The following is a 19,799-nucleotide window of genomic DNA, read 5'->3' on the forward strand; positions in this document are numbered from 1 at the left end:
GGTGTTATATCACAGGCTTTTGGCGGAGCATTTGATGCAACAGCGCAGGCTTGCTGATTGCTCGATTTTGCTGCTGGCTGGTGGCCGCGGACAACGAATGGGCGGGCAGGACAAGGGGTTGGTTGAGTGGCATGGCAAACCGCTCGTGGCGTGGCCGTATCGCATCGCGCGGCCACTGACGGATGACTTGCTCGTCTCCTGCAACCGCAACCAACAGCGTTACGCGGCCTTTTCCGATCGATTGGTTTGTGACGACGAGCCTGATTTTCCTGGGCCACTTGCCGGTATACGAGCAGGCCTCGCGGCGGCTCGCCACCACTGGCTCATGGTATTGCCGTGCGATGCTCCGCTGATAGACGAGGCGCTGCTTATACAGCTGTACAAGAGCGCTCGAGCGGAGCCGGGGAAGGCCGTAATGGCTAGGCGTGACACGCAATGGGAACCGCTGTTCTGCGTCATTCCGAGCGATCTGGCACCTGCCATCGAAATTGCCTGGCATGCGGGAGAACGCAGCAACCGCAAGATACTGTTGGAGCTGGGTGCACGAGCCCTTGACCTCGACGCAGACGATCCTCGGCTAGCCAATCTGAACTCGCCTGAGCTGCTTTCGGAGCGAGCACCTCCACAGGGAACTTAGCGTCGGCGATTGCCGTCACAGACGCAACTACTCAGAGGAGACTTATCATGCGTGCAGCAACCGGACCCGCCTTGGCATTGCTGGTTGGACTGGCCCTTCTTACGGGCTGTTCGAGCCCCAGCGTCATCACACTCAACGATGGTCGAGAAATCCAGACGCTGGACCGTCCGGAATATGACGAGGACGCCGGCTTCTACGAATTCGAAGGCATCGACGGTAAGCCAGGCAGGGTTAACAAGGATCAAGTTCGTACTGTCAAGGAGCTGTAACCACCCCGCTCTTCGGTGTCGAGCACACTGCCCGGCACCGTCAAAAAAGCATTCGCTAAACGCTTGTGAAGCAAAACTTTTTCTGTAAAATGCGCGCCATCTTCGGAGCGTAGCGCAGCTTGGTAGCGCGTCTCGTTCGGGACGAGAAGGTCGCTGGTTCGAATCCAGTCGCTCCGACCAAATCCCGGCATCAGACTGAATAGGTCTGATGCAAAAAAACCGGCCTCTGGCCGGTTTTTTTGTATTTGGGCCGAAACCTCCGCGTCTGGATTCGTTTAATCGGTCAGGCCCGCTGCTCCTTAGCGCACCTCACGAACACACCCTTGCACCCGCTCCGCGATACTCCTTCGACTAGCCTGCCTTGCTTCTATCGCTGCAAAAACCATACAACCTGCTCTGCTTCAAATGGCCAATCCAGCTCGGCGCCCGTATCCACTCGCCGCAACACAGGTATACGTAGGCCGTAATCATCGACCCACTCAGGGCGGTCGGCTATATCCAACAACTCTACCAGCAGCCCGTTTTCCACTAGCGACAGAAGCTCCGCCTCGGCCTGCTCACAGAGGTGGCAACCCAGCGTTCCAAACAACTGGCATTCAGGCAGATACATAAGTACGACTCACTAGAACAGGCCATGCAATTCTAGCAGGCCAGACATGATGCAGCTGGGAACTGCCAGCCTCGTCCTTTCGGATTACTCAGTTAGAAAAAGTGTGACCTTCACCCCACTCAAACGATGGTTTGATTTAGGGAATCGACGAGACGCTGGCAAACCGCTAGGATGCGGCAACCCAAGCGGCCGCAGAGCCACTGGGCCGGATGTGTCGACGCGTATCGGCAGCAGCAGTTGATGCCAGGCTTCAACGGAAGTAGACATAACTGCCGAACGGTTTAACCGACACTTTCATGCTTAAGCCTTAAAGACTAAGGTCTAAGGGCTCAATTACTTATGTAGTGCTTTATTGCATGGCGCCGTAAGAGCGACTTCAGAGCATCATCCAACGAGGAGAAATAAGAAATGCTCAAGACCCCAATCGCCCGGGGCGTGGCCCTAGCCACTCTGGGAGCAACACTGGCCATTCCTACTATGGCTCAAGCTGAGTTCTTGAAGGACAGCAAAGCCAGCCTGGAACTGCGCAACTTCTACTTCAACGGTGATAACCGTCATGACGGCGCCGGCCAGTCCAAAATCGAAGAATGGGCACAAGGCTTTATCTTCAAATACGAATCAGGCTTTACCGAAGGCACTGTTGGATTTGGTGTAGATGCGATTGGCCTGCTGGGCCTGAAGCTCGATTCCAGTCCCGACCGCACCGGTTCCGGCCTTCTGCCTACCAATGACGATGGCTACGCTCCGGACGATTACGGCCGCATCGGCGGCGCCGCGAAAGCTCGAATCTCCCAGACCACGCTAAAAATCGGCGAGATGATTCCGAAGCTGCCAACTATCCTGCCGAGCGACTCGCGCCTGCTGCCACAGACTTTTCGCGGTGGCATGCTGACCTCTCAGGAAATCGATGGCCTAACCGTCAACCTCGGCCGCATGACCGAAACCAGCTTGCGCAGCGAAGCCGGTTTTGCTGACATGACAATGTCCAATGGAGGGGCTGGTGGTGTAGCTTCTGATAAGTTCGATTTCGCCAGCTTGAAGTATCAGTGGAATAAGGAACTGACGACTTCGTACGACTACGGCAACCTGGACAAGAACTACAAGCAACATATCTTCAACCTGGTTCACGTAATGCCGCTGGGCGAGAAGCAATCGTTCAAGAGCGACATTCGCTACGCCCGCTCCACCGACGATGGCAACACCAACGTCGACAACAAGGCATTCGGCGCGATGTTCACCTATAGCCTGGGCGGCCACGCATTCGGTGCGGCCTATCAGGACATGAGCGGTAATACCGGTTATCCCTACCTAAATGGTGGCGACGCGTTCCTGGTGAACTACGTCATGATCGACCCCACCTTCGCCGATCCGGACGAAAAGTCGTGGCAGGTCCGCTATGACTACAACTTTGCCGCCATGGGCGTGCCGGGCCTGACCTTCATGACCCGTTACGTGAAAGGCACCGATGCCGGCGCCAACGGCAACGGCGAAGAGTGGGAGCGTGATACCGATATCGGCTATGTCATGCAAAGTGGCGCGCTGAAGAATCTTGGTGTCAAGCTGCGTAACGGCACCTACCGCGGCGACGGTCGTGAGATCGATCAGACCCGCTTTATCGTCAGCTACACCATCCCGCTGATGTAATAGCGGCTACCGCATGCAAGTGCAGTAGATAGAAAACCCGCTTCGGCGGGTTTTCTTTTTTGCGCATATATCAACCACGAACCATCACTGCGAGCGGGTTCAACGCCTGAACACAAACTGACGGTAAAACGAGTCAAACGGAGCGGGAACCTTGCGCTATCAGCGTGCTCGAAACTTGAGGCACTGGGACCTTTTGTTCCAGCGAGACTGAAGAGGAGCTGCAGATGTCTACCGAATCCACTTTCGGCACCAGTGACGAAACGCCAATCCCCGATGCATCCATGGGAACCTCCGCACCGTTGTTCGACAAGTCCGCACACCGCCGCAACCTCCAAGCCGCTCAGAACGCACTCATTGAAGAATTCCACACCTTGATCGGAGACACCGAGCGCCTGTTGAAGCACACGCAAGAGACCGCAGGTGCACAGACCGAAGAGTTGCGCGGCAAGATCAACGCCAACCTCAGCCGCGCCCGTCAAATGCTCAAGGAACAGGAAGGTACGTTGCGTGAGCAGAGTCAGGCAGCTATCCAGTGCACCGAGGAGTATGTCCATACCCATCCATGGCAATCGATCGGTATCGCGGCAGGGGTCGGTTTTCTCTTTGGCTTGATTACCCGCCGCTGATGTGGGGTATGGATTCAATGGAAACCAAGCACGCCGATGAAGCACCAGCGCCCTCCCTCAAGAAAATGGGCGGCGCGCTTGTTGATCTGTTGCAAGGGCATTTAGAGCTGGTCGGGATAGAAATCCAGGAAGAAAGAGTCCGAGTGTTCAAGCTTTTTCTTCTCGCCAGTATCGCCCTCATCCTCGGTTTGCTGATCTTGGTAGGGCTATCGGCCGCGATCGTCATCGCGTTCTGGGACAGCAACCCTATCGCAGCGATCCTGGTGCTCTGCGTGCTGTACGCAGTGTGCCTGGCAGCATGTATTAGCCGCGCAACTCGCCTCGCCAAAGAGAGCGCTTCGCCCTTCCAGGCAACGGTCGAGGAGCTGGCCCGCAATCGGGAGCGTCTATTGCCATGAGCTTTCCCCTTAGTAGTTCCAGCGACCTCGCCATGCGCAAGGATCTGGTTCGGTTGCGCATGGAAATGAACCGCCAACAACTCCTTTATCACTCGCAACCACTCGCCCATCCTTTTCAGCGAATCAAGCAGATGGTCGCGAACCGCGGCGCCGCGTCCGAACATACTGTACAGAGGGGCCCCGTGGTGGTAGCGACGACCATGGCGCTCGCTCTGTTTGGTCGTCGCCTTGGAAAGGTAGGCAAACTGGCTCGATTGGGCCTTCTGCTATATCCGATTATCCGTAAGATGCGGCATTAGCCGGCGCAAAATTCCGAGAAGGCCTGATGTTGGCAGGCAGTGCAGCTTGACTGCCCCGCCATGCGATGCGCGTATGGTTTAGCAGTCGGCAAGTGCTGTAGGCTGGCGCCATGTGATGAATGCACTCGACGGACACGCTGCGGCGCTAGCTGCCGGTCGTGTTATTGCGCCTGGCACATCGGCCCCACTGCGACATCAAGGAGGTTGCTCTTTGGATTGGCATACCCTGCTTAATCGTGAACGGCTCGGTAAATCCGTTCACAGCAACGAAGAGCTTGGTCGAAGCCCGTTTCACAAGGATCATGACAGGATTATCTTCTCTGGAGCGTTCCGTCGACTTGGGCGCAAGACCCAAGTGCACCCCGTCTCCAGCAACGACCACATACATACCCGCCTCACTCATTCGCTGGAAGTGAGCTGCGTCGGACGCTCTCTCGGCATGCGTGTGGGAGAAGTGTTGCGTGACGACATGCCGGAATGGTGCAGTCCGGCTGATCTAGGGATGATCATCCAGTCAGCCTGCCTCGCTCACGATATAGGCAATCCCCCGTTCGGCCACTCGGGGGAAGATGCGATTCGCCATTGGTTTCAACAGGCGGCCGGACGTGGCTGGCTGGATAGCATGAGCGATGCTGAACGAGCCGATTTCTTGAACTTCGAGGGCAACGCGCAAGGCTTCAGAGTGCTTACACAGCTCGAGTACCACCAGTTCGACGGTGGCACCCGGCTGACCTATGCAACGCTTGGCACCTACCTCAAGTATCCGTGGACATCGCGTCATGCCGAGGCGCTCGGCTACAAGAAGCACAAGTTTGGCTGCTACCAGAGCGAGCTGCCTCTGCTCGAGCAAATCGCCTCGAAGCTCGGCCTGCCGAAGCTGGATGAGCAGCGCTGGGCGCGTCATCCGCTGGTCTATCTGATGGAGGCGGCAGACGATATCTGTTACGGCCTCATCGATCTGGAAGATGGCCTCGAAATGGACCTGCTCGATTACGCCGAGGTCGAGGCCCTGCTGTTGAATCTGGTGGGCGACGACCTGCCAGAGACCTACCGGCAACTCGGTCCCAAGGATTCGCGCAGGCGCAAGCTGGCCATTCTCAGAGGAAAGGCCATCGAACATCTGACCAACGCCGCGGCACGTGCCTTCGTCGAGCAGCAGCAGGCGCTGCTGACTGGAAAACTCGCCGGAGATCTGGTCGAGCATATGCACGGCCCAGCCAAACAGTGCGTAGTGCAAGCCAAAGCCATGGCGCGGGAAAAGATCTTTCAAGACAAGCGCAAGACGCTTCACGAGATTGGCGCCTATACCACGCTCGAAATTCTCCTTAACGCCTTCTGTGGTGCCGCCTTGGAGCAGCATGGCGGACGTACACCGTCCTTCAAGAATCGTCGCATACTGGACCTGCTTGGTAGCAATGCGCCGAATCCTGACTGGCCGTTGTATCAGTCTTTCATACGGATGATCGACTTCATTGCCGGCATGACTGACAGCTATGCGACCGAGATGGCCGGCGAAATGACCGGACGCTCGAGCCCGACGTGAGTCAGATGAAAAAACCACTGTGGAGAATCGTCGGCTGGCAGCCTGGCCGCCCCGCCTGGGGCGCAGCAACCGTAGCCGGCCTCGGCTGTGCACTGCCGCTTCTGCTCGGGTTGTTCAGCGGTCATCCCGGCTTCCTATGGGCCACTGTCGGGGCTTTCCAGGCGGCCAAAGCGAACCCGCTGCACCGCCTCGGCATGTTACGAATGCTGCTATTGATCGGCCTCGGTGCCGGTAGCGCCGCGCTCGGATTCTGGTCGGCGACGCACCCTCTGGTCAGTCTTGGTCTGTTTGCCTTCTACGGCCTGTTATTGGCATGGCTGCAGCGCTATGGCAGTGAGGCCGGCAAGCTCGGGATCGGCCTGGCGATCTGCCTGTGCCTTGGCCAGGGGCAGCACGGAATCGGCGATTTCAACAATCCCCAGGCAATCGCCGTACTGTTCGCTTTGGGAGGTCTTTGGGTCACCCTGCTGGCATTCGGGCTACGCGGCATGCATGGCTTGCGCATGTGGCCGTACATGCCTCGGCTATTCAGCTTGATGAAAGTGCTACGGCGCCGTGCGCGGCGTACTCCGATTCACCAATGGCGGCTCCATGCCCTGACTTACATACTCGCAGCGGCCACCGGTGGCCTGATCGTGACCCTTGCCGAGCTTCCACGAGGTTATTGGTTGACGCTGGCAGTCTTCACAAGCTTGCAAATGGATTTGCAGCACAGCCTCGTTCGCGCTCTGCAAGCCGGCATCGGAATTTTCTGCGCGGCAGCGGTACTGATCTATATGGGCCACAGCCTGGCCGATCCGCCGATGATGGTGATGATCATGCTGCCACTGGTGATGCTGAGTCGGGCTTTCCAGGCACATCACTACGGGCTATTCGTCCTGCAGACGACACTGAGCTTCTTGCTGTTGGCAGAAACCCTGGCGCAAGACTGGGAATTGCCGCAGATACGCCTGACCAACGCGGCCATTGGGGTGGGTGTAGCGCTGGGCGTAACTACGCTGATGTACGTGCTACGCCGGTTGATTGCCCGGATTGCATTGCGCAACTCCCGGCAAACAACCGCGACCGATCAGGACAGGAACGACTCGATCACGCCTTAGCGTTGATCTCGTTTTCAGGATACCAGACATCCATCAACGGGCTTACGTTGAATTCGGCTAGTTCGTTGCGGCCCTTCAGCCACGCCTCGACTTGACCGCGCTGCTCTTCGTTAACCGAGCCACGACTGGCCAAGCATACAAAACCATAATCCTCACCACCGATATAGCCTAGACCGTTGGCTTCGATAGCTTCGTTCAGGAAAGCTTCGAGAAAGCCGTCGACTGCCGACGCGTCAAGACCGTCACGGTAGGTCAGATTGACTTCGAAACCCAGTTCCTGGAATTCATCGACACAGAGTTTCTTGCGCAAGCGGCGCGAGCGATTGGTAGCCATTGAATCGGTCCTTTTTCTAACGTGATGACGGCGCGCACTCTAACAGCAACGCCGCGCTTGTGCGATTACAGGCAGCAGTCTGTCACCCTATTCGTTCAAATCAATGGCAACTGCGGATTCTTTTTGCAGGGACCGCAGGTCGCCAGCTACGCTTGTCGGATGAGAAGCACGTCACTTCTTGGACGTGGGCATAATGAGCCCGCCTTTTTTCCCTGAACGCAGTAGGGAACTTCAATGTCGCTGATTTCCAGTCTCTCTGTTCCAGCTGCTCGGCACAGAGTCATCAACAAATTGCTCGGCCGTATCGCGGCCGCCACGCTGACGCTACCGTTGGCGTTTACAACCTTCGCCGAGACCGTCAATCAGACCCTGCCACCCCGAGTGGCACAGGCGCTTAAGGCGAACAAGATAGAAAGCAGCGCGCTGTCCGTCGTGATGTTGCCGCTCAACAGTAATGCGTCGCCGACCTTTGTGAATGCCGATGTGTCGGTCAACCCCGCCTCGACCATGAAGTTGGTCACGACCTACGCTGCGCTGGAACTGCTGGGCCCCAACCATCAGTGGAAGACGGAATTCTATGCTGACGGGCCTATTGAGAGCGGCACGCTCAACGGAAACCTTTACCTCAAGGGTGGCGGTGATCCCAAGCTCAACATGGAGAAGCTCTGGCTGTTGCTGCGCGATCTGCGCGCCAATGGCGTCCAGACCGTTACTGGCGATCTGATCCTCGACCGCAGCCACTTCGTGCAACCGACGTTGCCGATTTTCGATGACGACGGCAACGACAAGAACAAGCCCTTCCTGGTGGGGCCGGATTCTTTGCTGGTCAATCTCAAGGCGCTTCGCTTCATCGCCCGCAACGATGACGGCAGGGTAAACGTCATGGTGGAGCCGCCGATCGCCACGGTTCGCGTCGACAATCGCATACAGGCACTGCCCAAAGCCAAATGTCCCGGCTGGCCTGACATTCGCTACAACCCGATCGAGGAGGCTGACGGCGTGACGGTCGTGGTCACCGGCAAACTTCCAGCCGGATGCAGCGGCCAGACTTACCTGTCTCTGCTCGATCATCAGCGCTACGCCGCAGGTGCCGTCCGGGCAATTTGGAATGAATTGGGTGGCAGCATCCTGGGTAACGACCGAGTCGCCCAGGTACCCAAGAATGCTCGCATGATCGCTCGCGCCTATTCACCGGATCTGGCGGAAATCATTCGCGACATCAACAAATACAGCAACAACACCATGGCGCGGCAACTATTCCTGAGTCTGGGCGCCGAGTTCCGTAACGAAACGGATACCGATGACTCGAAAGCCGCGCAGCGCGTGATCCGCCAGTGGCTGGCGAAAAAGGGATTGATATCACCGCATCTGGTCATCGAGAACGGCTCCGGCCTGTCGCGTGCCGAGCGCGTCAGTGCACGGGAACTGGCCAGCCTGTTGCAGGCGGCCTGGCAGAGCCCGTACGCGGCGGAATTTATTTCCTCGATGCCGCTCGCGGCCATAGACGGCACCATGCGCAAGCGTCTGCACAACACCGGCGTGGCTGGCAAGGCACATATCAAGACCGGAACGCTGAATACGGTGCGGGCGATCGCCGGCTATAGCCGCGACAACGATGGCAATACCTGGGCTGTTGTGGCCATCCTCAATCACCCGCGTCCATGGGGTGCCTCCTCGATACTGGATCAGGTGCTGGTCAGTCTCTACAACCGCCCGAGCAACGAAAGCACCGCGCAACGCTAATCCATGCGTGCCGGCGGTCGAAGGCCGCCGGCCGTCGGTTCATGCATCAACGCCACTCCATCGCAGAGCGTCGGCCACCCAATACGTACTCGCATCGCTGTGCAGCCAAACGCTTACGAATCGCCGGTCAACGCGCCTGGAGTTTCCAGGCCCGATGTATCTTGCTGTTGCGCCGAAAATCCTCGTCTAACGTCGCGCCGGTGATTTCCTCCACGGCGTAACGCTCGGCGACGCCCGCATCGAGCGCGAACTTGCGGAAATTGTTGGAAAAATAAAGCGTACCGCCGGCAGCCAACCGCGCCATGGCGAGGTCGAGCAATGCAACATGATCACGTTGGACATCGAAGACGCCTTCCATGCGTTTGGAGTTGGAGAAGGTGGGCGGGTCGATAAAGATCAGATCGTACTCGCCACGATCCTCCTCGAGCCAAGTCATCACATCGGCCTGCTCCAGACGTTGCCGATCGGACAAGCCGTTCAAAGCCAGGTTGCGCCGCGCCCAGTCCAGGTAGGTCTTCGACAGATCGACGCTGGTAGTGCTGCGAGCGCCGCCCTTGGCCGCATGCACAGTTGCCGTTGCCGTGTAGCAATATAGGTTCAGAAAGCGCTTGCCAGCCGCTTCGCGAGCGAGGCGCAGGCGAAGCGGACGATGATCGAGGAATAGCCCTGTATCGAGATAGTCGGTCAGGTTCACCAGCAACTTGACGTCGCCCTCTCTCACTTCGAGGAACTCGCCCTGGCTGGCCTGCCGCTCGTACTGGCGTGTCCCGCTCTGCCGCTCTCGGCGTTTGACCACCACCCGATCGCGGGAAATACCCAACGCTTGAGGAATCGCTCCCAGCGCATCGTACAACCGCGCCTGGGCTTTCTCCGGGTCGATCGAGCGTGGGGGGGCGTACTCCTGCACATGCACCCAATCACCATACAGATCGATGGCCAACGCATATTCAGGCATGTCGGCGTCGTATAGCCGGTAGCATTGAATACCTTCCTTTCGTGCCCATTTGCCGAGCAGCTTCAGGTTTTTCTGCAGCCGGTTGGCGAACATCTGACCACCTTCACTGAGGCGCGCCAGTTCCGTGACGGACTGCTCCTCGATCTTGTTCTCAACCGAAGCCTTGCGCTGCCCGGTCACGAACTGATCCAGCTCGACCTTGATCAGCAACAGCTTGCAAGGCAGCGCGCCATTCCAGAAGGCGTATTGCTTGTGACTGCGGATACCCATGCGCTTGCCAAGGTCCGGCGCCGACGTCAGAACGGCAGCCTCCCAGCCGAGGCAGGCCTGTCGCAAGCGTTCACCGAGATTCTGATAGAGGTAGACCAGGCTCGCCTCGTCTCCCAGCCGCTCACCATAGGGCGGGTTGCAGATCACCAAGCCCTTCTGGTTCTGGTCGGGACGAGGTTCGAACGTTGCCACATCTCCTTGGTAGACCCGAATCCAGCCGGCCAGACCGGCGCGCTCGATATTGTTCTTGGCAGGCTGTATCAGACGCGGGTCCGCCTCGTAGCCCCGTATCCACAGCGGCTTTTGCGCCAGCCCCGCTTCAGCGCGAGCCTGCGCTTCGGCATGCAGGCGGTTCCAGATGGCCGGGACATGCCCCAGCCAGGCGCTGAACCCCCAACGCTCACGGCGCAAGTTGGGCGCGACATCAGCAGCCATCAGGGCGCCTTCGATAAGAAAGGTGCCGACGCCGCACATCGGGTCCGTCAGCGCGCCGCCCGCTGCGGCGATACGGGGCCAGCCCGCGCGGATCAATACAGCGGCCGCCAGGTTCTCCTTCAGTGGTGCAGCGCCCTGCTGCAGACGGTAGCCGCGCTGGTGCAGGCTGTGCCCGGAAAGATCCAATGAAAGAACCGCCTGCCCGCGGTCGAGACGCAGATGAACGCGAAGGTCCGGATTCAGCTTGTCGACGCTCGGGCGCTCGCCGGACGCCGTTCGCAGGCGATCTACGATCGCGTCCTTGACCTTCAGCGCACCGAAGTGAGTATTGTCGATTCCCGATCCGTGACCGCTGAATTCAACAGCCAGGCTGCCAGTCGCTTCCAGATGCTCCGCCCAGCCGATCCGGTGGACGCCTTCATAAAGCGTTTCGGCATTCACTGTTGCGAAACGGTCGATCACCAGCAGAACCCGGTTGGCCAGGCGCGACCAGAGGCACAACCGATACGCAACCTCCATGCCGGCGAAGCCGCGAATGGCAGCGGTCTGTTCGCGTGCCTCCTCAAGTCCTAGGCCAATGGCCTCTTCGAGCAACAAGCCTTCCAGCCCCTTGGGGCAGGTGAGGATAAGTTCGTGGCGATCAGTCATGACATGTCCAGAATTGTGCGACCCGGTCGGATAGCCATACCGGATCTCTCTTCGATAGTTGCGCGGTTCCGACTGCATTCGTCGCGAAGCAGCGGCAACAGTGCGGAGGCAGACATCGCGAGACGCGCGTCTCGCGTGCCTTATGGGCACCACTACGGTTTGGTTACTTGCTTATTACAAAACGATCATTCCCGCATCGGAACCATTTGGGTTAGAACTCGACTCAACCCGGCATCGCAACGATGTTCGGCAGAGGCTCGCCACGCCGGCAGCGGGCTTCGTTGGCAGTCTATCTGCCGACCTCTAGGAGGTCATACAGGAACACCAGTCAACCACTGAGGGCAATACCCAATGAGAAGACTCAAGCGTGATCCGATGGAACGAGCATTTCTACGCGGTTATCAGCATGGCATACACGGCAAATCTCGCGATCTCTGTCCTTTTTCTCATCCCGAAGTACGCCAAGCCTGGATTAACGGCTGGCGAGAGGGCCGCGGCGACAACTGGGACGGTCTGACCGGTGCGGCCGGTCTTCATCGATTGAACGAACTTCACGCAGTCGGCTGACACGATCACACCGACTTCAACTGGCACGCCCCACCCGGGCGGCGGGCTTGAAGCCCGGGGCTCCCTCAGGGAGCCCCACCGAGCAAATAGATCAGCGATTCACTTCCTTCCGAGATTGCAGCGCTGCGATGGCATCCACCGTCTCGCGTATCAGTGCTGGCCCCTTGTAGATAAAGCCCGTATACAGCTGCACCAAACTCGCGCCGGCCTCGATCTTCTCCGCCGCATGCCGCCCTTCGGTGATGCCACCGACAGCGATGATCGGCAAACGGCCCGCCAGCGTTTCAGCCAGAACTCTAACCGTGTGGGTACTTTTTTCGCGCACCGGCGCCCCTGACAGTCCGCCAGTTTCGTCAGCATGGGCAAGCCCGGCGACACCGTCACGACCGAGTGTCGTATTGGTCGCGATGATGGCGTCCATCCCGGCTTGAAATACAGCTTCGGCGACCAATGCGGTTTCCTCATCGGTCATGTCCGGCGCGATCTTGATGGCCAGCGGTACACGCTTGCCGTGCAGCACCTCGAGATCCTCACGGCGCTGCCCAAGCGCGTCGAGCAGCTGCTTGAGGGAGTCACCGAACTGCAGGCTGCGCAGCCCTGGTGTATTCGGCGAGCTGACGTTCACGGTGACGTAGCTTGCCTGGTGGTAGACCTTGTCCAGGCACAACAAATAATCATCCTGGGCGCGATCGACGGGCGTATCGAAGTTCTTACCGATATTGATGCCCAGAATGCCTTTGAAACGAGCCGCATCGACTCTTTCCAACAGCGCGTCGACCCCATGATTGTTGAAGCCCATGCGGTTGATGATGGCTTCGGCTTCGGGCAGGCGAAAGATGCGCGGCTTCGGATTGCCCGGCTGCGGCCTCGGCGTCACGGTGCCCACTTCGACAAAGCCGAACCCCAACTGGGACATGCCATGGATCGCCTCGCCATTCTTGTCCAGTCCGGCCGCCAGCCCCACAGGGTTGGGAAAGTCCAATCCCATCACTCGCACCGGCAAGCCGGCCGGCGCCTTGTTGAGCATGGCATTAAGCCCCAGACGGCCGCCCGCGCCGATAAGATCGAGCGAGAGCTCATGGGAAGTCTCGGGAGTGAATTTGAATAGCAGCTGGCGGGCCAGGTTATACATACGCAGCCTAGATCCTGGAAAGTGTGGCGCGGGAGTATAGCAGGCGGGGGGCATTTTCAGCGGGTTGAACGTAAAGCCCAACCATGTGGAACCACTCTCTGAGAGGTTGCCTAATCAAGGCGGCGCAAGCGAATCAGCTTGCCTTCCGGAGCAAATTCCATCTCGAATGAACCAAATATCCCAACAGATGTCAGAAAGGGTCGCAGGTGATATGCCGGCAAGCTGACGCTCGTCCCTTCCCGGCTCTTGATTAGGATACGATTAGCGCGCCCCTGATAGACAGCCAGCAGTTTTTCTGCAGGCAGCGCAATATCCAGCACGAGGCTTGGCATGGAGGCTCCTCAATGATCAGCACAGCGATTCTGCCACATTGGCACTTAACCAGTGGCAAACCAAGGCTATCCGAACCTCTCAATCCAGAACAAAAGCTCGGCAAACACGGTGCACGACTTCGTCGGCTCTGCCACACTCCCGCCGTTGTCCTACGTGTTCATCTGCAATGATGAACTTGCCCGAGCCGATGCCGCCCGTGACCTCCCGAATCGTCAAATTTGCTCAGCGCCTCGGACTGACCGGCAAGTCGCCGCGCCAGATCCTTGAGCGCGCCAGCCAAATCCAGTTGCCCTTCGCTCCGCTCTCCGAGCCGACGCCGAGCATCTTTTGGCACGACGGACCCTGCCTACAGCGATTCGTCGATCTTCCCAGAAGCGCGCTTTCCGGACCGATCCAGGAAGACAAGGCAAAAGCTCGCGCGGCCTTGACGCGGCTCGTGCGCCGAGAGCAGAGCGCCCATCCAGCACTCGACCTTCGGCAGATTGACGGCCTCGGCGGGCAGAGCATCGATGGCACTATCTATCCGACGTTCGAAGCCTTTGCCGCCACCCAGGCGTGCCGCCAGTTGCGCGTGATCAGTTACCGGGACTTCGTGCGGACCATTACCGCCGCCCTGCCCGACTTCCAGACCCAGGCTCCGATCGAGCTTCGTCAGGCGAGCTGGCTCGGCGAGCGAATTTACTGGTCGGGAGAACATCATGCCGAAGCCTTCGCCTGTGCCATTGCCTATGCGCGGCTACGAGGGCTTGAGGTGAACCTGCCCTGCGAGCTGACCGACTACCGGCTCGATGCAGCGGGACTGCAGGCGCTGGACAGCGAATACCACGCTGTGACCATGCCGGCGCAAGCCTGGGACGATCGCGAGTTTATGGGCCTGCTGCTTGATGCGAAAATCCCTTACGCGCGCTTGACGCTGCTACGCAACGCCAACAACTCCGAGCTGCTTCTGCTCGACAAGCAACAACCCGCCGCCAATGCCCTCGGCGAGGGGCTCAAGCTTGCCGGCGCGCCCGACTTGGTTCGCTATCTGCGCGGCTTGCCCCAGATCACCCGATTCCGCCTCGGCAACCGGACGGCGCAAGCGGACTGATCGTGACTGGCGACCCAACGCCAGGCCGCACACTGGCGCGTTGCGCGCCTCTGACACCCACAGCTGAACGCAAAACGCCGGTGCAATGCACCGGCGTTTTACTTGTCAACCGATCACCGCCCTAAACATCAGGCGGCTGATTGGTCATTAACGTCGTGCGCTGTCCAGCGCCAGATCCTGCAGCTCACGCCCAGCGACGGCGTACATGGCATAGTCGACGCTGCTTGCACCGCGCAGCTCGACCAACATCCGCCGCCAACGCTCGACCTGATATTCCCGCTGTTCCAGCCAGAGCTGAACCCGGGCATCCAGATCGTCAGGCGCGTCGCTCATCTGCAGCACCGACACGGTGATGGCGCGCTGCTGGCTGTCGAGATCATCGCGGAAACCTTCCCGTGCCAGCGCCTGCCAGTTGTTTTCGACCGGCAACCCGGTGATCTGCTGCAGATACCAAGGCAGCTCCAGCGCGCCGCCAACGGCAAAATAAGCCGCCGCCACGTCAGCCGGGGGCTGACCGGTTTCATCAGCGGCTTCCAGAATGGGCAGCAGCGTGTACAGATGGTTGGTACCGGCCACCATTCGCGCCAACAGTTCGGGGACGCCTGCTTCCGTATACCGCTCGTAACGGGCCTGCCAGAGCTCACGCGTTCCACCTTGCAACAATGAATCGAGCTTCAGCCCGAGCGCCGCCACACGTGGGCCGAAATGCCCGACGTCACGCGCCGCATCCAACTCGTTGCGACGGTTGCGCAGGAACCAGCGGGTCGCGCGGCGGCCCAGCCGCATGAGTTCCTCCATGAGGTTGAGCTGGAGTTCGGCCGGGACCTTGTAATCCAGCGCCTCGATCTGACGGAACCAGTGCGGCAGATGGAAAACGTCACGAACGATCACATAAGCGCCGGCAACGTTCGCAGCGCTCACGCCGGTCGCTTCTCGGAGCCGTTGAACGAAAGTGATGCCCATGTTGTTGATCAGGTCGTTGGCGATCTGAGTGCTGACGATTTCGCGCTTGAGGCGGTGCTGTAGCATCGCCGGGCGATACTGCTCAGCCAGCAGCTGCGGGAACGCACTTTCCATTTCTCGCGCCAGATAGGCGTCATCCGGTACGCGAGATTGCAGCAGCGCGTCCTTCAGATCGATCTTGCTATACGAGATGAGCACCGACAGCTCCGCGCGCGTCAGGCCCTTGCCTTGGTTTGCGCGCTCGGCGAGCGCGTCATCGTTGGGCAGGAACTCAAGCGCACGGTCCAGCAGCCCGTCGGCTTCGAGGGCGCTGATCAGCCGTTTGTATTCCCCCCCGCCCTCGCGAGCGCGGTGTTCCGCCTGTGAGAGCGCCTGGGTTTGCTTGTAGTTGTCATGCAGCACCAGCTCGGCTACCGCGTCGGTCATCTCGAACAGCAGCTGATTGCGCTGCTTTCCAGTCATATCGCCGGCGCTGACGATCTCGTTGAGCAGGATCTTGATGTTGACTTCATGGTCCGAACAGTTGACCCCACCGGCGTTGTCGATGAAGTCGGTATTCGCCGCGCCGCCGTGCAGGCAGTATTCGACGCGACCCAGCTGGGTGATCCCAAGGTTTCCGCCCTCGCCGATCACTTTCGCACGCAGCTCGTTGCCGTTGACGCGCAACACGTCGTTGGCCTTGTCGCCGACATCCGCATGGCTCTCCAAGCTGCTCTTGACGTAGGTGCCGATGCCGCCGTTCCAGAGCAGATCCACCGGCGCCTTGAGCAACGCGTGGATCAACTCGGCCGGGGTCAGCTGGTCAGCTTCGATCTCGAACCGTGCCTTCATCTGCGGCGTGATCGCAATGCGCTTGGCCGAACGCGGGAAAACGCCGCCGCCCACCGAGATCAGCGAAGCATCGTAATCTGTCCAGGAGGAACGCGGCAGATCGAATAGACGCTTGCGCTCGATGAAACTGCGCGCTGCATCCGGATCAGGATCGATGAAGATGTGCAGGTGGTTGAACGCGGCGACCAGTTGAAGCGTCTCGGACATCAACAGACCGTTGCCGAATACGTCGCCGGCCATGTCGCCGATACCGATCACGCTGACCGGGTCACGTTGAACGTCGATCCCGCGCTCACGGAAATGTCGCTGGACCGAGACCCAGGCGCCCTTGGCGGTGATACCCATCTTCTTGTGGTCGTAACCTGCCGAGCCGCCAGAGGCAAAGGCATCGCCCAGCCAGAAGTCGTACTCTGCGGCAATGCCGTTGGCGATATCGGAAAAGGTCGCGGTGCCCTTGTCGGCTGCCACCACGAGATAAGGGTCGTCTTCGTCGTAACGCAGCACATTGGCCGGCGGCACGACATTGCCGTCCTTGAGGTTGTCGGTGATATCCAGCAACCCGCTGATAAAGATGCGGTAGCAGGCGATGCCTTCGGCCAGCACTTCATCGCGCGAGCCGCTTGTCGGCAGCCGGCGCGGTACGAAACCACCTTTGGCCCCGCCCGGCACAATGATGGCGTTCTTCACCTGCTGCGCCTTGACCAGCCCCAGCACTTCGGTGCGGTAATCTTCTTCGCGATCCGACCAGCGCAGCCCGCCGCGCGCCACCTTGCCGCCACGCAGATGCACGCCTTCAACACGCGGCGAGTACACGAAGATTTCGAATTTCGGCGCAGGCCGCGGCATCTCCGGGATTGAGCGCGGATCGAGCTTGAAGCTGAAGTAGCTTTTCGGTTTGCCGCTGGCATCAGTCTGGTAGAAGTTGGTCCGCAGGGTCGCTTTGATCAGCGCCAGATAGCGGCGCAGGATGCGGTCCTCGTTGAGCACAGCGACGTCATCCAGAGCGGTGATGATTGCCTGCTCGAGCCGTGCCTGCTTGTCCGCCAGATCCTCTTCGCCGAGCTTGCGGGCAAGGTAGAAGCGCGTCTTGAACAAGCGCACCAGTTCACGGGCGATATCGGTGTGATTGACGAGCGCGCTGGCGATATAGCCCAGATCGAAGCCCATGCGAATCTGCTTGAGATAGCGCCCATAGGCCCGCAACAAAGCCACTTCGCGCCAGGTAAGGCCCGCAGTGAGCACCAGCCGGTTGAACGCATCGTTTTCCGCCTGGCCGTTATGGATATGAATGAACGCATCCTGCAGCGGTTCATTGATTTCCATCAGGTCGATTTCCAGACCTTCGGCATAGGTGAAGGCGAAATCGTGAATCCAGTATTCGCGCCCGTCCTTGCGCCGCAGATGGAATGGAAACTCACCCAGCACCCGCAGGCCGAGGTTCTCCAGAATGGGCAGCATGTCCGACAAAGGCAGCGGCGTGTTCAGGTGATAGAGCTTGCAGTGCAGGCGGTTTTCCACCGCCGTGATCGGCTGGTAAAAGCTCATCACCAGCGGCCGCTCTTCGTTCAGGCTGAGCACGTGCTGCATGTCGACGGCAGCCGAATGCGGAGCGAAGCGCTCACGGTAGCCGGCCGGGAAACCCTTGGGGAAATCGGCGAGGATGCCGGTTCCCTGCGCTTCGCCGAAACGCTCGACTACCACGCTGGAGTAATCGTCCTGCCAGGTGCGGCAGGCTTGCACTACTTCCCGCTCCAACTGCACCGGATCGAACTGGACCTGCTTGTTCGGATCCAGGCGTAGCAGGAACTGCACGCGGATCAATACCGATTCGGAGAAATAGGTGGAGAATTCGCAATCGCTGGCTTCCAGCCGATCGACCAGAACCTGCTGGATGCGCAATCGCGTTTCGGTCGAATAGCTGTCACGCGGCACGTACGCCAGGCAATAGCAGAAACGGCCATAGGGATCGATGCGCAGGAACAAACGCAGTTTGTTGCGCTCCTGGATCTGCACGATGGCGATCGCCGTGTCGAAGAGCTGCTCGATGGTCATCTGGAACAGTTCGTCGCGCGGCAGCACTTCGAGGACCTGAATCAGTTCCTTGGCCAGGTGTGCTGAATCGTCGAAATGGGAATGCTCGACGACCTCTGCGACCTTGCTACGGATATAGGGGATTCGGCGCACACTCTGGGTGTAGACCGAAGAGGTAAAGAGACCAAGGAAGCGGCACTCCTTGACCACACGGCCTTGCTCGTCGAACTCCCGAATGGAGACGAAATCCGGGTAGGCTGGCCGGTGAACCCGGCTGGGTGTGGCCGCCTTGGCGAATGACAGCAGTAACGGCTGACGCAAATAGGCCAAAGCCGGCGGCATGATCAGCTGATCATGTTCCTCCAGGCCTGTACGCAAAGTGCGTGACAATCCCAGCAGCGAAGACTCGTCATAGACGATGCGACCGCCTTCGCCCTGGTCTACTACGACGAACTCCTCATAGCCGAGGAACGTGAAGTGATCGTCAGCGAGCCAGCGCATGAAATCCATGATCTCGACCAGTTGCTCGTCACCGCCCTGTTGCTGTGACGCGCTCAGCCGGGCGTAGTGTTCCTCGGCCTTGGCCTTCATCGACGGGAAATCATTCACGGTGATCCGGACGTCGGCGAGCACGCCATGCAGCGACTGCTCCAATTCGCGCAAGGCAGCGGCGTTGGCGCAGCGATCGATCTCGACGAATATCAGCGACTCGGCTTCGCTGCCTTCGCCGGAACTGCCTTTGGGCAACAATTCAACCAAGCTGCCATCGGCATCCCGGCGGACCTGCAGCACGCTGTTCTGCAGGGTGTGGATCGCGTAGCCGCGGCGGGTCAGCTCCATCCGCACCGAGTCAACCAGGAACGGCATATCCGGATGCAGCACCTCGACCACGCTATGGGTCGATTGCCATCCATGTTTCTCATAGTCAGGGTTGAACACGTGAACTTCCGGGCTGCCCGGATCGAAACGCTCCAGCAGACGCCAACTGGCCAGCGTCGAACCGACCAGATCGGTCATGCGCCGCTCGGTGAGCTCGGGCAGCGCAACGATCCCGAAGAATTGCTCGGCGAAAAGTCCCACTTGTGGCAGAAGTTTCTCGTCGACATGCTGCGCCAACGCCACTTGCAGTTGTTGCTGAAAGTCGGCTTTGCTGGCAGCTGTAAAGAACGCCATTTTTTCGCTCCATTCTGGCTTTGAATTCGACTAAGGCAGTCGCGGCACCTGACTGGCAACGCAACGTGTAAGTTCAACGTTAGTTCAGAAGACACGGATTGCATTCACGCGTGCCTCCCTTGTCTGGCGTCGCCAGCGGCTGTGCCGTCACATTTAATTTGTCAATGT

General features: G+C 59.2%; 17 protein-coding genes and 1 tRNA gene. 12 read left to right on the forward strand and 6 right to left on the reverse strand.

Going from position 1 to position 19,799, the window contains the following annotated elements:
* The first annotated feature begins 34 nt into the window (after positions 1 to 34).
* The 3 genes from mobA to UF78_RS11950 all read left to right on the forward strand — a co-directional run bounded on the left by mobA (position 35) and on the right by UF78_RS11950 (position 1,086).
* Positions 35 to 637 carry a molybdenum cofactor guanylyltransferase MobA gene (gene mobA / locus UF78_RS11940; RefSeq protein WP_045162442.1) on the forward strand — a complete coding sequence of 201 codons (603 nt, stop codon included), beginning with the start codon at positions 35 to 37 and terminating at the stop codon, positions 635 to 637.
* Positions 638 to 684: 47 nt separating this feature from the next.
* Positions 685 to 906 (forward strand): YgdI/YgdR family lipoprotein, encoded by a 222-nt coding sequence (locus UF78_RS11945; RefSeq protein ID WP_045162443.1) that lies wholly within the window; start codon positions 685 to 687, stop codon positions 904 to 906.
* A 103-nt stretch (positions 907 to 1,009) separates the two neighbouring features.
* Positions 1,010 to 1,086, forward strand: a tRNA-Pro gene (locus UF78_RS11950).
* 187 nt (positions 1,087 to 1,273) lie between these two features.
* Here the strand turns inward: UF78_RS11950 and UF78_RS11955 are convergent.
* Positions 1,274 to 1,516 (reverse strand): glutaredoxin family protein, encoded by a 243-nt coding sequence (locus UF78_RS11955; protein ID WP_045162444.1) that lies wholly within the window; start codon positions 1,514 to 1,516, stop codon positions 1,274 to 1,276.
* Positions 1,517 to 1,924: 408 nt separating this feature from the next.
* Here UF78_RS11955 and UF78_RS11960 point away from each other — a divergent pair, with 408 nt between their 5' ends.
* The 6 genes from UF78_RS11960 to UF78_RS11985 all read left to right on the forward strand — a co-directional run bounded on the left by UF78_RS11960 (position 1,925) and on the right by UF78_RS11985 (position 7,126).
* Positions 1,925 to 3,160 (forward strand): OprD family porin, encoded by a 1,236-nt coding sequence (locus UF78_RS11960; RefSeq protein WP_045162445.1) that lies wholly within the window; start codon positions 1,925 to 1,927, stop codon positions 3,158 to 3,160.
* 224 nt (positions 3,161 to 3,384) lie between these two features.
* Entirely contained in the window at positions 3,385 to 3,786 is a 402-nt protein-coding gene (locus UF78_RS11965; RefSeq protein ID WP_045162446.1) for a DUF883 family protein, read from the forward strand.
* A gap of 17 nt (positions 3,787 to 3,803) precedes the next feature.
* Positions 3,804 to 4,184: a phage holin family protein gene (locus UF78_RS11970; protein WP_045162565.1), complete on the forward strand. Its 381-nt coding sequence runs from the start codon at positions 3,804 to 3,806 to the stop codon at positions 4,182 to 4,184.
* Entirely contained in the window at positions 4,181 to 4,483 is a 303-nt protein-coding gene (locus UF78_RS11975) for a hypothetical protein (RefSeq protein WP_045162447.1), read from the forward strand. The genes UF78_RS11970 and UF78_RS11975 overlap by 4 nt, the downstream gene beginning before the upstream one ends.
* A 211-nt stretch (positions 4,484 to 4,694) precedes the next feature.
* Positions 4,695 to 6,026 carry a deoxyguanosinetriphosphate triphosphohydrolase gene (locus UF78_RS11980; RefSeq protein WP_045162448.1) on the forward strand — a complete coding sequence of 444 codons (1,332 nt, stop codon included), beginning with the start codon at positions 4,695 to 4,697 and terminating at the stop codon, positions 6,024 to 6,026.
* Between the two features lie 5 nt (positions 6,027 to 6,031).
* The gene (locus UF78_RS11985; RefSeq protein ID WP_045162566.1) at positions 6,032 to 7,126 is read left to right on the forward strand and encodes an FUSC family protein; all 1,095 of its coding nucleotides are present in this window, start codon (positions 6,032 to 6,034) and stop codon (positions 7,124 to 7,126) included.
* Here UF78_RS11985 and UF78_RS11990 read toward each other — a convergent pair.
* Positions 7,116 to 7,460, reverse strand: a complete 345-nt coding sequence (locus UF78_RS11990; RefSeq protein ID WP_045162449.1) for a YggL family protein — start codon at positions 7,458 to 7,460, stop codon at positions 7,116 to 7,118. The genes UF78_RS11985 and UF78_RS11990 overlap by 11 nt on opposite strands.
* Before the next feature lie 234 nt (positions 7,461 to 7,694).
* Here UF78_RS11990 and dacB point away from each other — a divergent pair, with 234 nt between their 5' ends.
* The gene (gene dacB / locus UF78_RS11995) at positions 7,695 to 9,203 is read left to right on the forward strand and encodes a D-alanyl-D-alanine carboxypeptidase/D-alanyl-D-alanine endopeptidase (RefSeq protein WP_275589466.1); all 1,509 of its coding nucleotides are present in this window, start codon (positions 7,695 to 7,697) and stop codon (positions 9,201 to 9,203) included.
* 127 nt (positions 9,204 to 9,330) lie between these two features.
* On the opposite strand, the gene rlmKL is transcribed toward dacB, so the two are convergent.
* Positions 9,331 to 11,511 (reverse strand): bifunctional 23S rRNA (guanine(2069)-N(7))-methyltransferase RlmK/23S rRNA (guanine(2445)-N(2))-methyltransferase RlmL, encoded by a 2,181-nt coding sequence (gene rlmKL, locus UF78_RS12000; protein WP_045162450.1) that lies wholly within the window; start codon positions 11,509 to 11,511, stop codon positions 9,331 to 9,333.
* A gap of 351 nt (positions 11,512 to 11,862) precedes the next feature.
* Between rlmKL and rmf the strand changes: the two genes are divergently transcribed.
* Positions 11,863 to 12,078 carry a ribosome modulation factor gene (gene rmf, locus UF78_RS22625; protein ID WP_021207445.1) on the forward strand — a complete coding sequence of 72 codons (216 nt, stop codon included), beginning with the start codon at positions 11,863 to 11,865 and terminating at the stop codon, positions 12,076 to 12,078.
* Positions 12,079 to 12,169: 91 nt separating this feature from the next.
* Here rmf and UF78_RS12010 read toward each other — a convergent pair whose 3' ends face one another.
* Both UF78_RS12010 and UF78_RS12015 read right to left on the reverse strand, forming a co-directional pair.
* Positions 12,170 to 13,210: a quinone-dependent dihydroorotate dehydrogenase gene (locus UF78_RS12010; RefSeq protein WP_045162452.1), complete on the reverse strand. Its 1,041-nt coding sequence runs from the start codon at positions 13,208 to 13,210 to the stop codon at positions 12,170 to 12,172.
* A 110-nt stretch (positions 13,211 to 13,320) separates the two neighbouring features.
* Positions 13,321 to 13,542 (reverse strand): DUF2835 domain-containing protein, encoded by a 222-nt coding sequence (locus UF78_RS12015; protein ID WP_045162453.1) that lies wholly within the window; start codon positions 13,540 to 13,542, stop codon positions 13,321 to 13,323.
* A gap of 167 nt (positions 13,543 to 13,709) precedes the next feature.
* On the opposite strand from UF78_RS12015, the gene UF78_RS12020 reads away from it, so the two are divergent.
* A complete protein-coding gene (locus tag UF78_RS12020; protein ID WP_045162454.1) occupies positions 13,710 to 14,633 on the forward strand; it encodes a DUF6685 family protein in 924 nt (307 codons plus the stop codon).
* Positions 14,634 to 14,780: 147 nt separating this feature from the next.
* Here the strand turns inward: UF78_RS12020 and UF78_RS12025 are convergent, their stop codons facing one another.
* Entirely contained in the window at positions 14,781 to 19,631 is a 4,851-nt protein-coding gene (locus UF78_RS12025; protein ID WP_045162455.1) for an NAD-glutamate dehydrogenase, read from the reverse strand.
* Positions 19,632 to 19,799 lie beyond the last annotated feature (168 nt).

The organism is Stutzerimonas stutzeri (assembly GCF_000952685.1).
Classification (GTDB): Bacteria; Pseudomonadota; Gammaproteobacteria; order Pseudomonadales; family Pseudomonadaceae; genus Stutzerimonas; species Stutzerimonas stutzeri_E.

Coding starts and splice junctions, on each gene's coding strand:
- mobA (WP_045162442.1), top strand. CDS start 35: ATGCAACAGCGCAGGCTTGCTGATTGCTCGATTTTGCTGCTGGCTGGT.
- UF78_RS11945 (WP_045162443.1), top strand. CDS start 685: ATGCGTGCAGCAACCGGACCCGCCTTGGCATTGCTGGTTGGACTGGCC.
- UF78_RS11955 (WP_045162444.1), bottom strand. CDS start 1,516: ATGTATCTGCCTGAATGCCAGTTGTTTGGAACGCTGGGTTGCCACCTC.
- UF78_RS11960 (WP_045162445.1), top strand. CDS start 1,925: ATGCTCAAGACCCCAATCGCCCGGGGCGTGGCCCTAGCCACTCTGGGA.
- UF78_RS11965 (WP_045162446.1), top strand. CDS start 3,385: ATGTCTACCGAATCCACTTTCGGCACCAGTGACGAAACGCCAATCCCC.
- UF78_RS11970 (WP_045162565.1), top strand. CDS start 3,804: ATGGAAACCAAGCACGCCGATGAAGCACCAGCGCCCTCCCTCAAGAAA.
- UF78_RS11975 (WP_045162447.1), top strand. CDS start 4,181: ATGAGCTTTCCCCTTAGTAGTTCCAGCGACCTCGCCATGCGCAAGGAT.
- UF78_RS11985 (WP_045162566.1), top strand. CDS start 6,032: ATGAAAAAACCACTGTGGAGAATCGTCGGCTGGCAGCCTGGCCGCCCC.
- UF78_RS11990 (WP_045162449.1), bottom strand. CDS start 7,460: ATGGCTACCAATCGCTCGCGCCGCTTGCGCAAGAAACTCTGTGTCGAT.
- dacB (WP_275589466.1), top strand. CDS start 7,695: ATGTCGCTGATTTCCAGTCTCTCTGTTCCAGCTGCTCGGCACAGAGTC.
- rlmKL (WP_045162450.1), bottom strand. CDS start 11,511: ATGACTGATCGCCACGAACTTATCCTCACCTGCCCCAAGGGGCTGGAA.
- rmf (WP_021207445.1), top strand. CDS start 11,863: ATGAGAAGACTCAAGCGTGATCCGATGGAACGAGCATTTCTACGCGGT.
- UF78_RS12010 (WP_045162452.1), bottom strand. CDS start 13,210: ATGTATAACCTGGCCCGCCAGCTGCTATTCAAATTCACTCCCGAGACT.
- UF78_RS12015 (WP_045162453.1), bottom strand. CDS start 13,542: ATGCCAAGCCTCGTGCTGGATATTGCGCTGCCTGCAGAAAAACTGCTG.
- UF78_RS12020 (WP_045162454.1), top strand. CDS start 13,710: ATGATGAACTTGCCCGAGCCGATGCCGCCCGTGACCTCCCGAATCGTC.
- UF78_RS12025 (WP_045162455.1), bottom strand. CDS start 19,631: ATGGCGTTCTTTACAGCTGCCAGCAAAGCCGACTTTCAGCAACAACTG.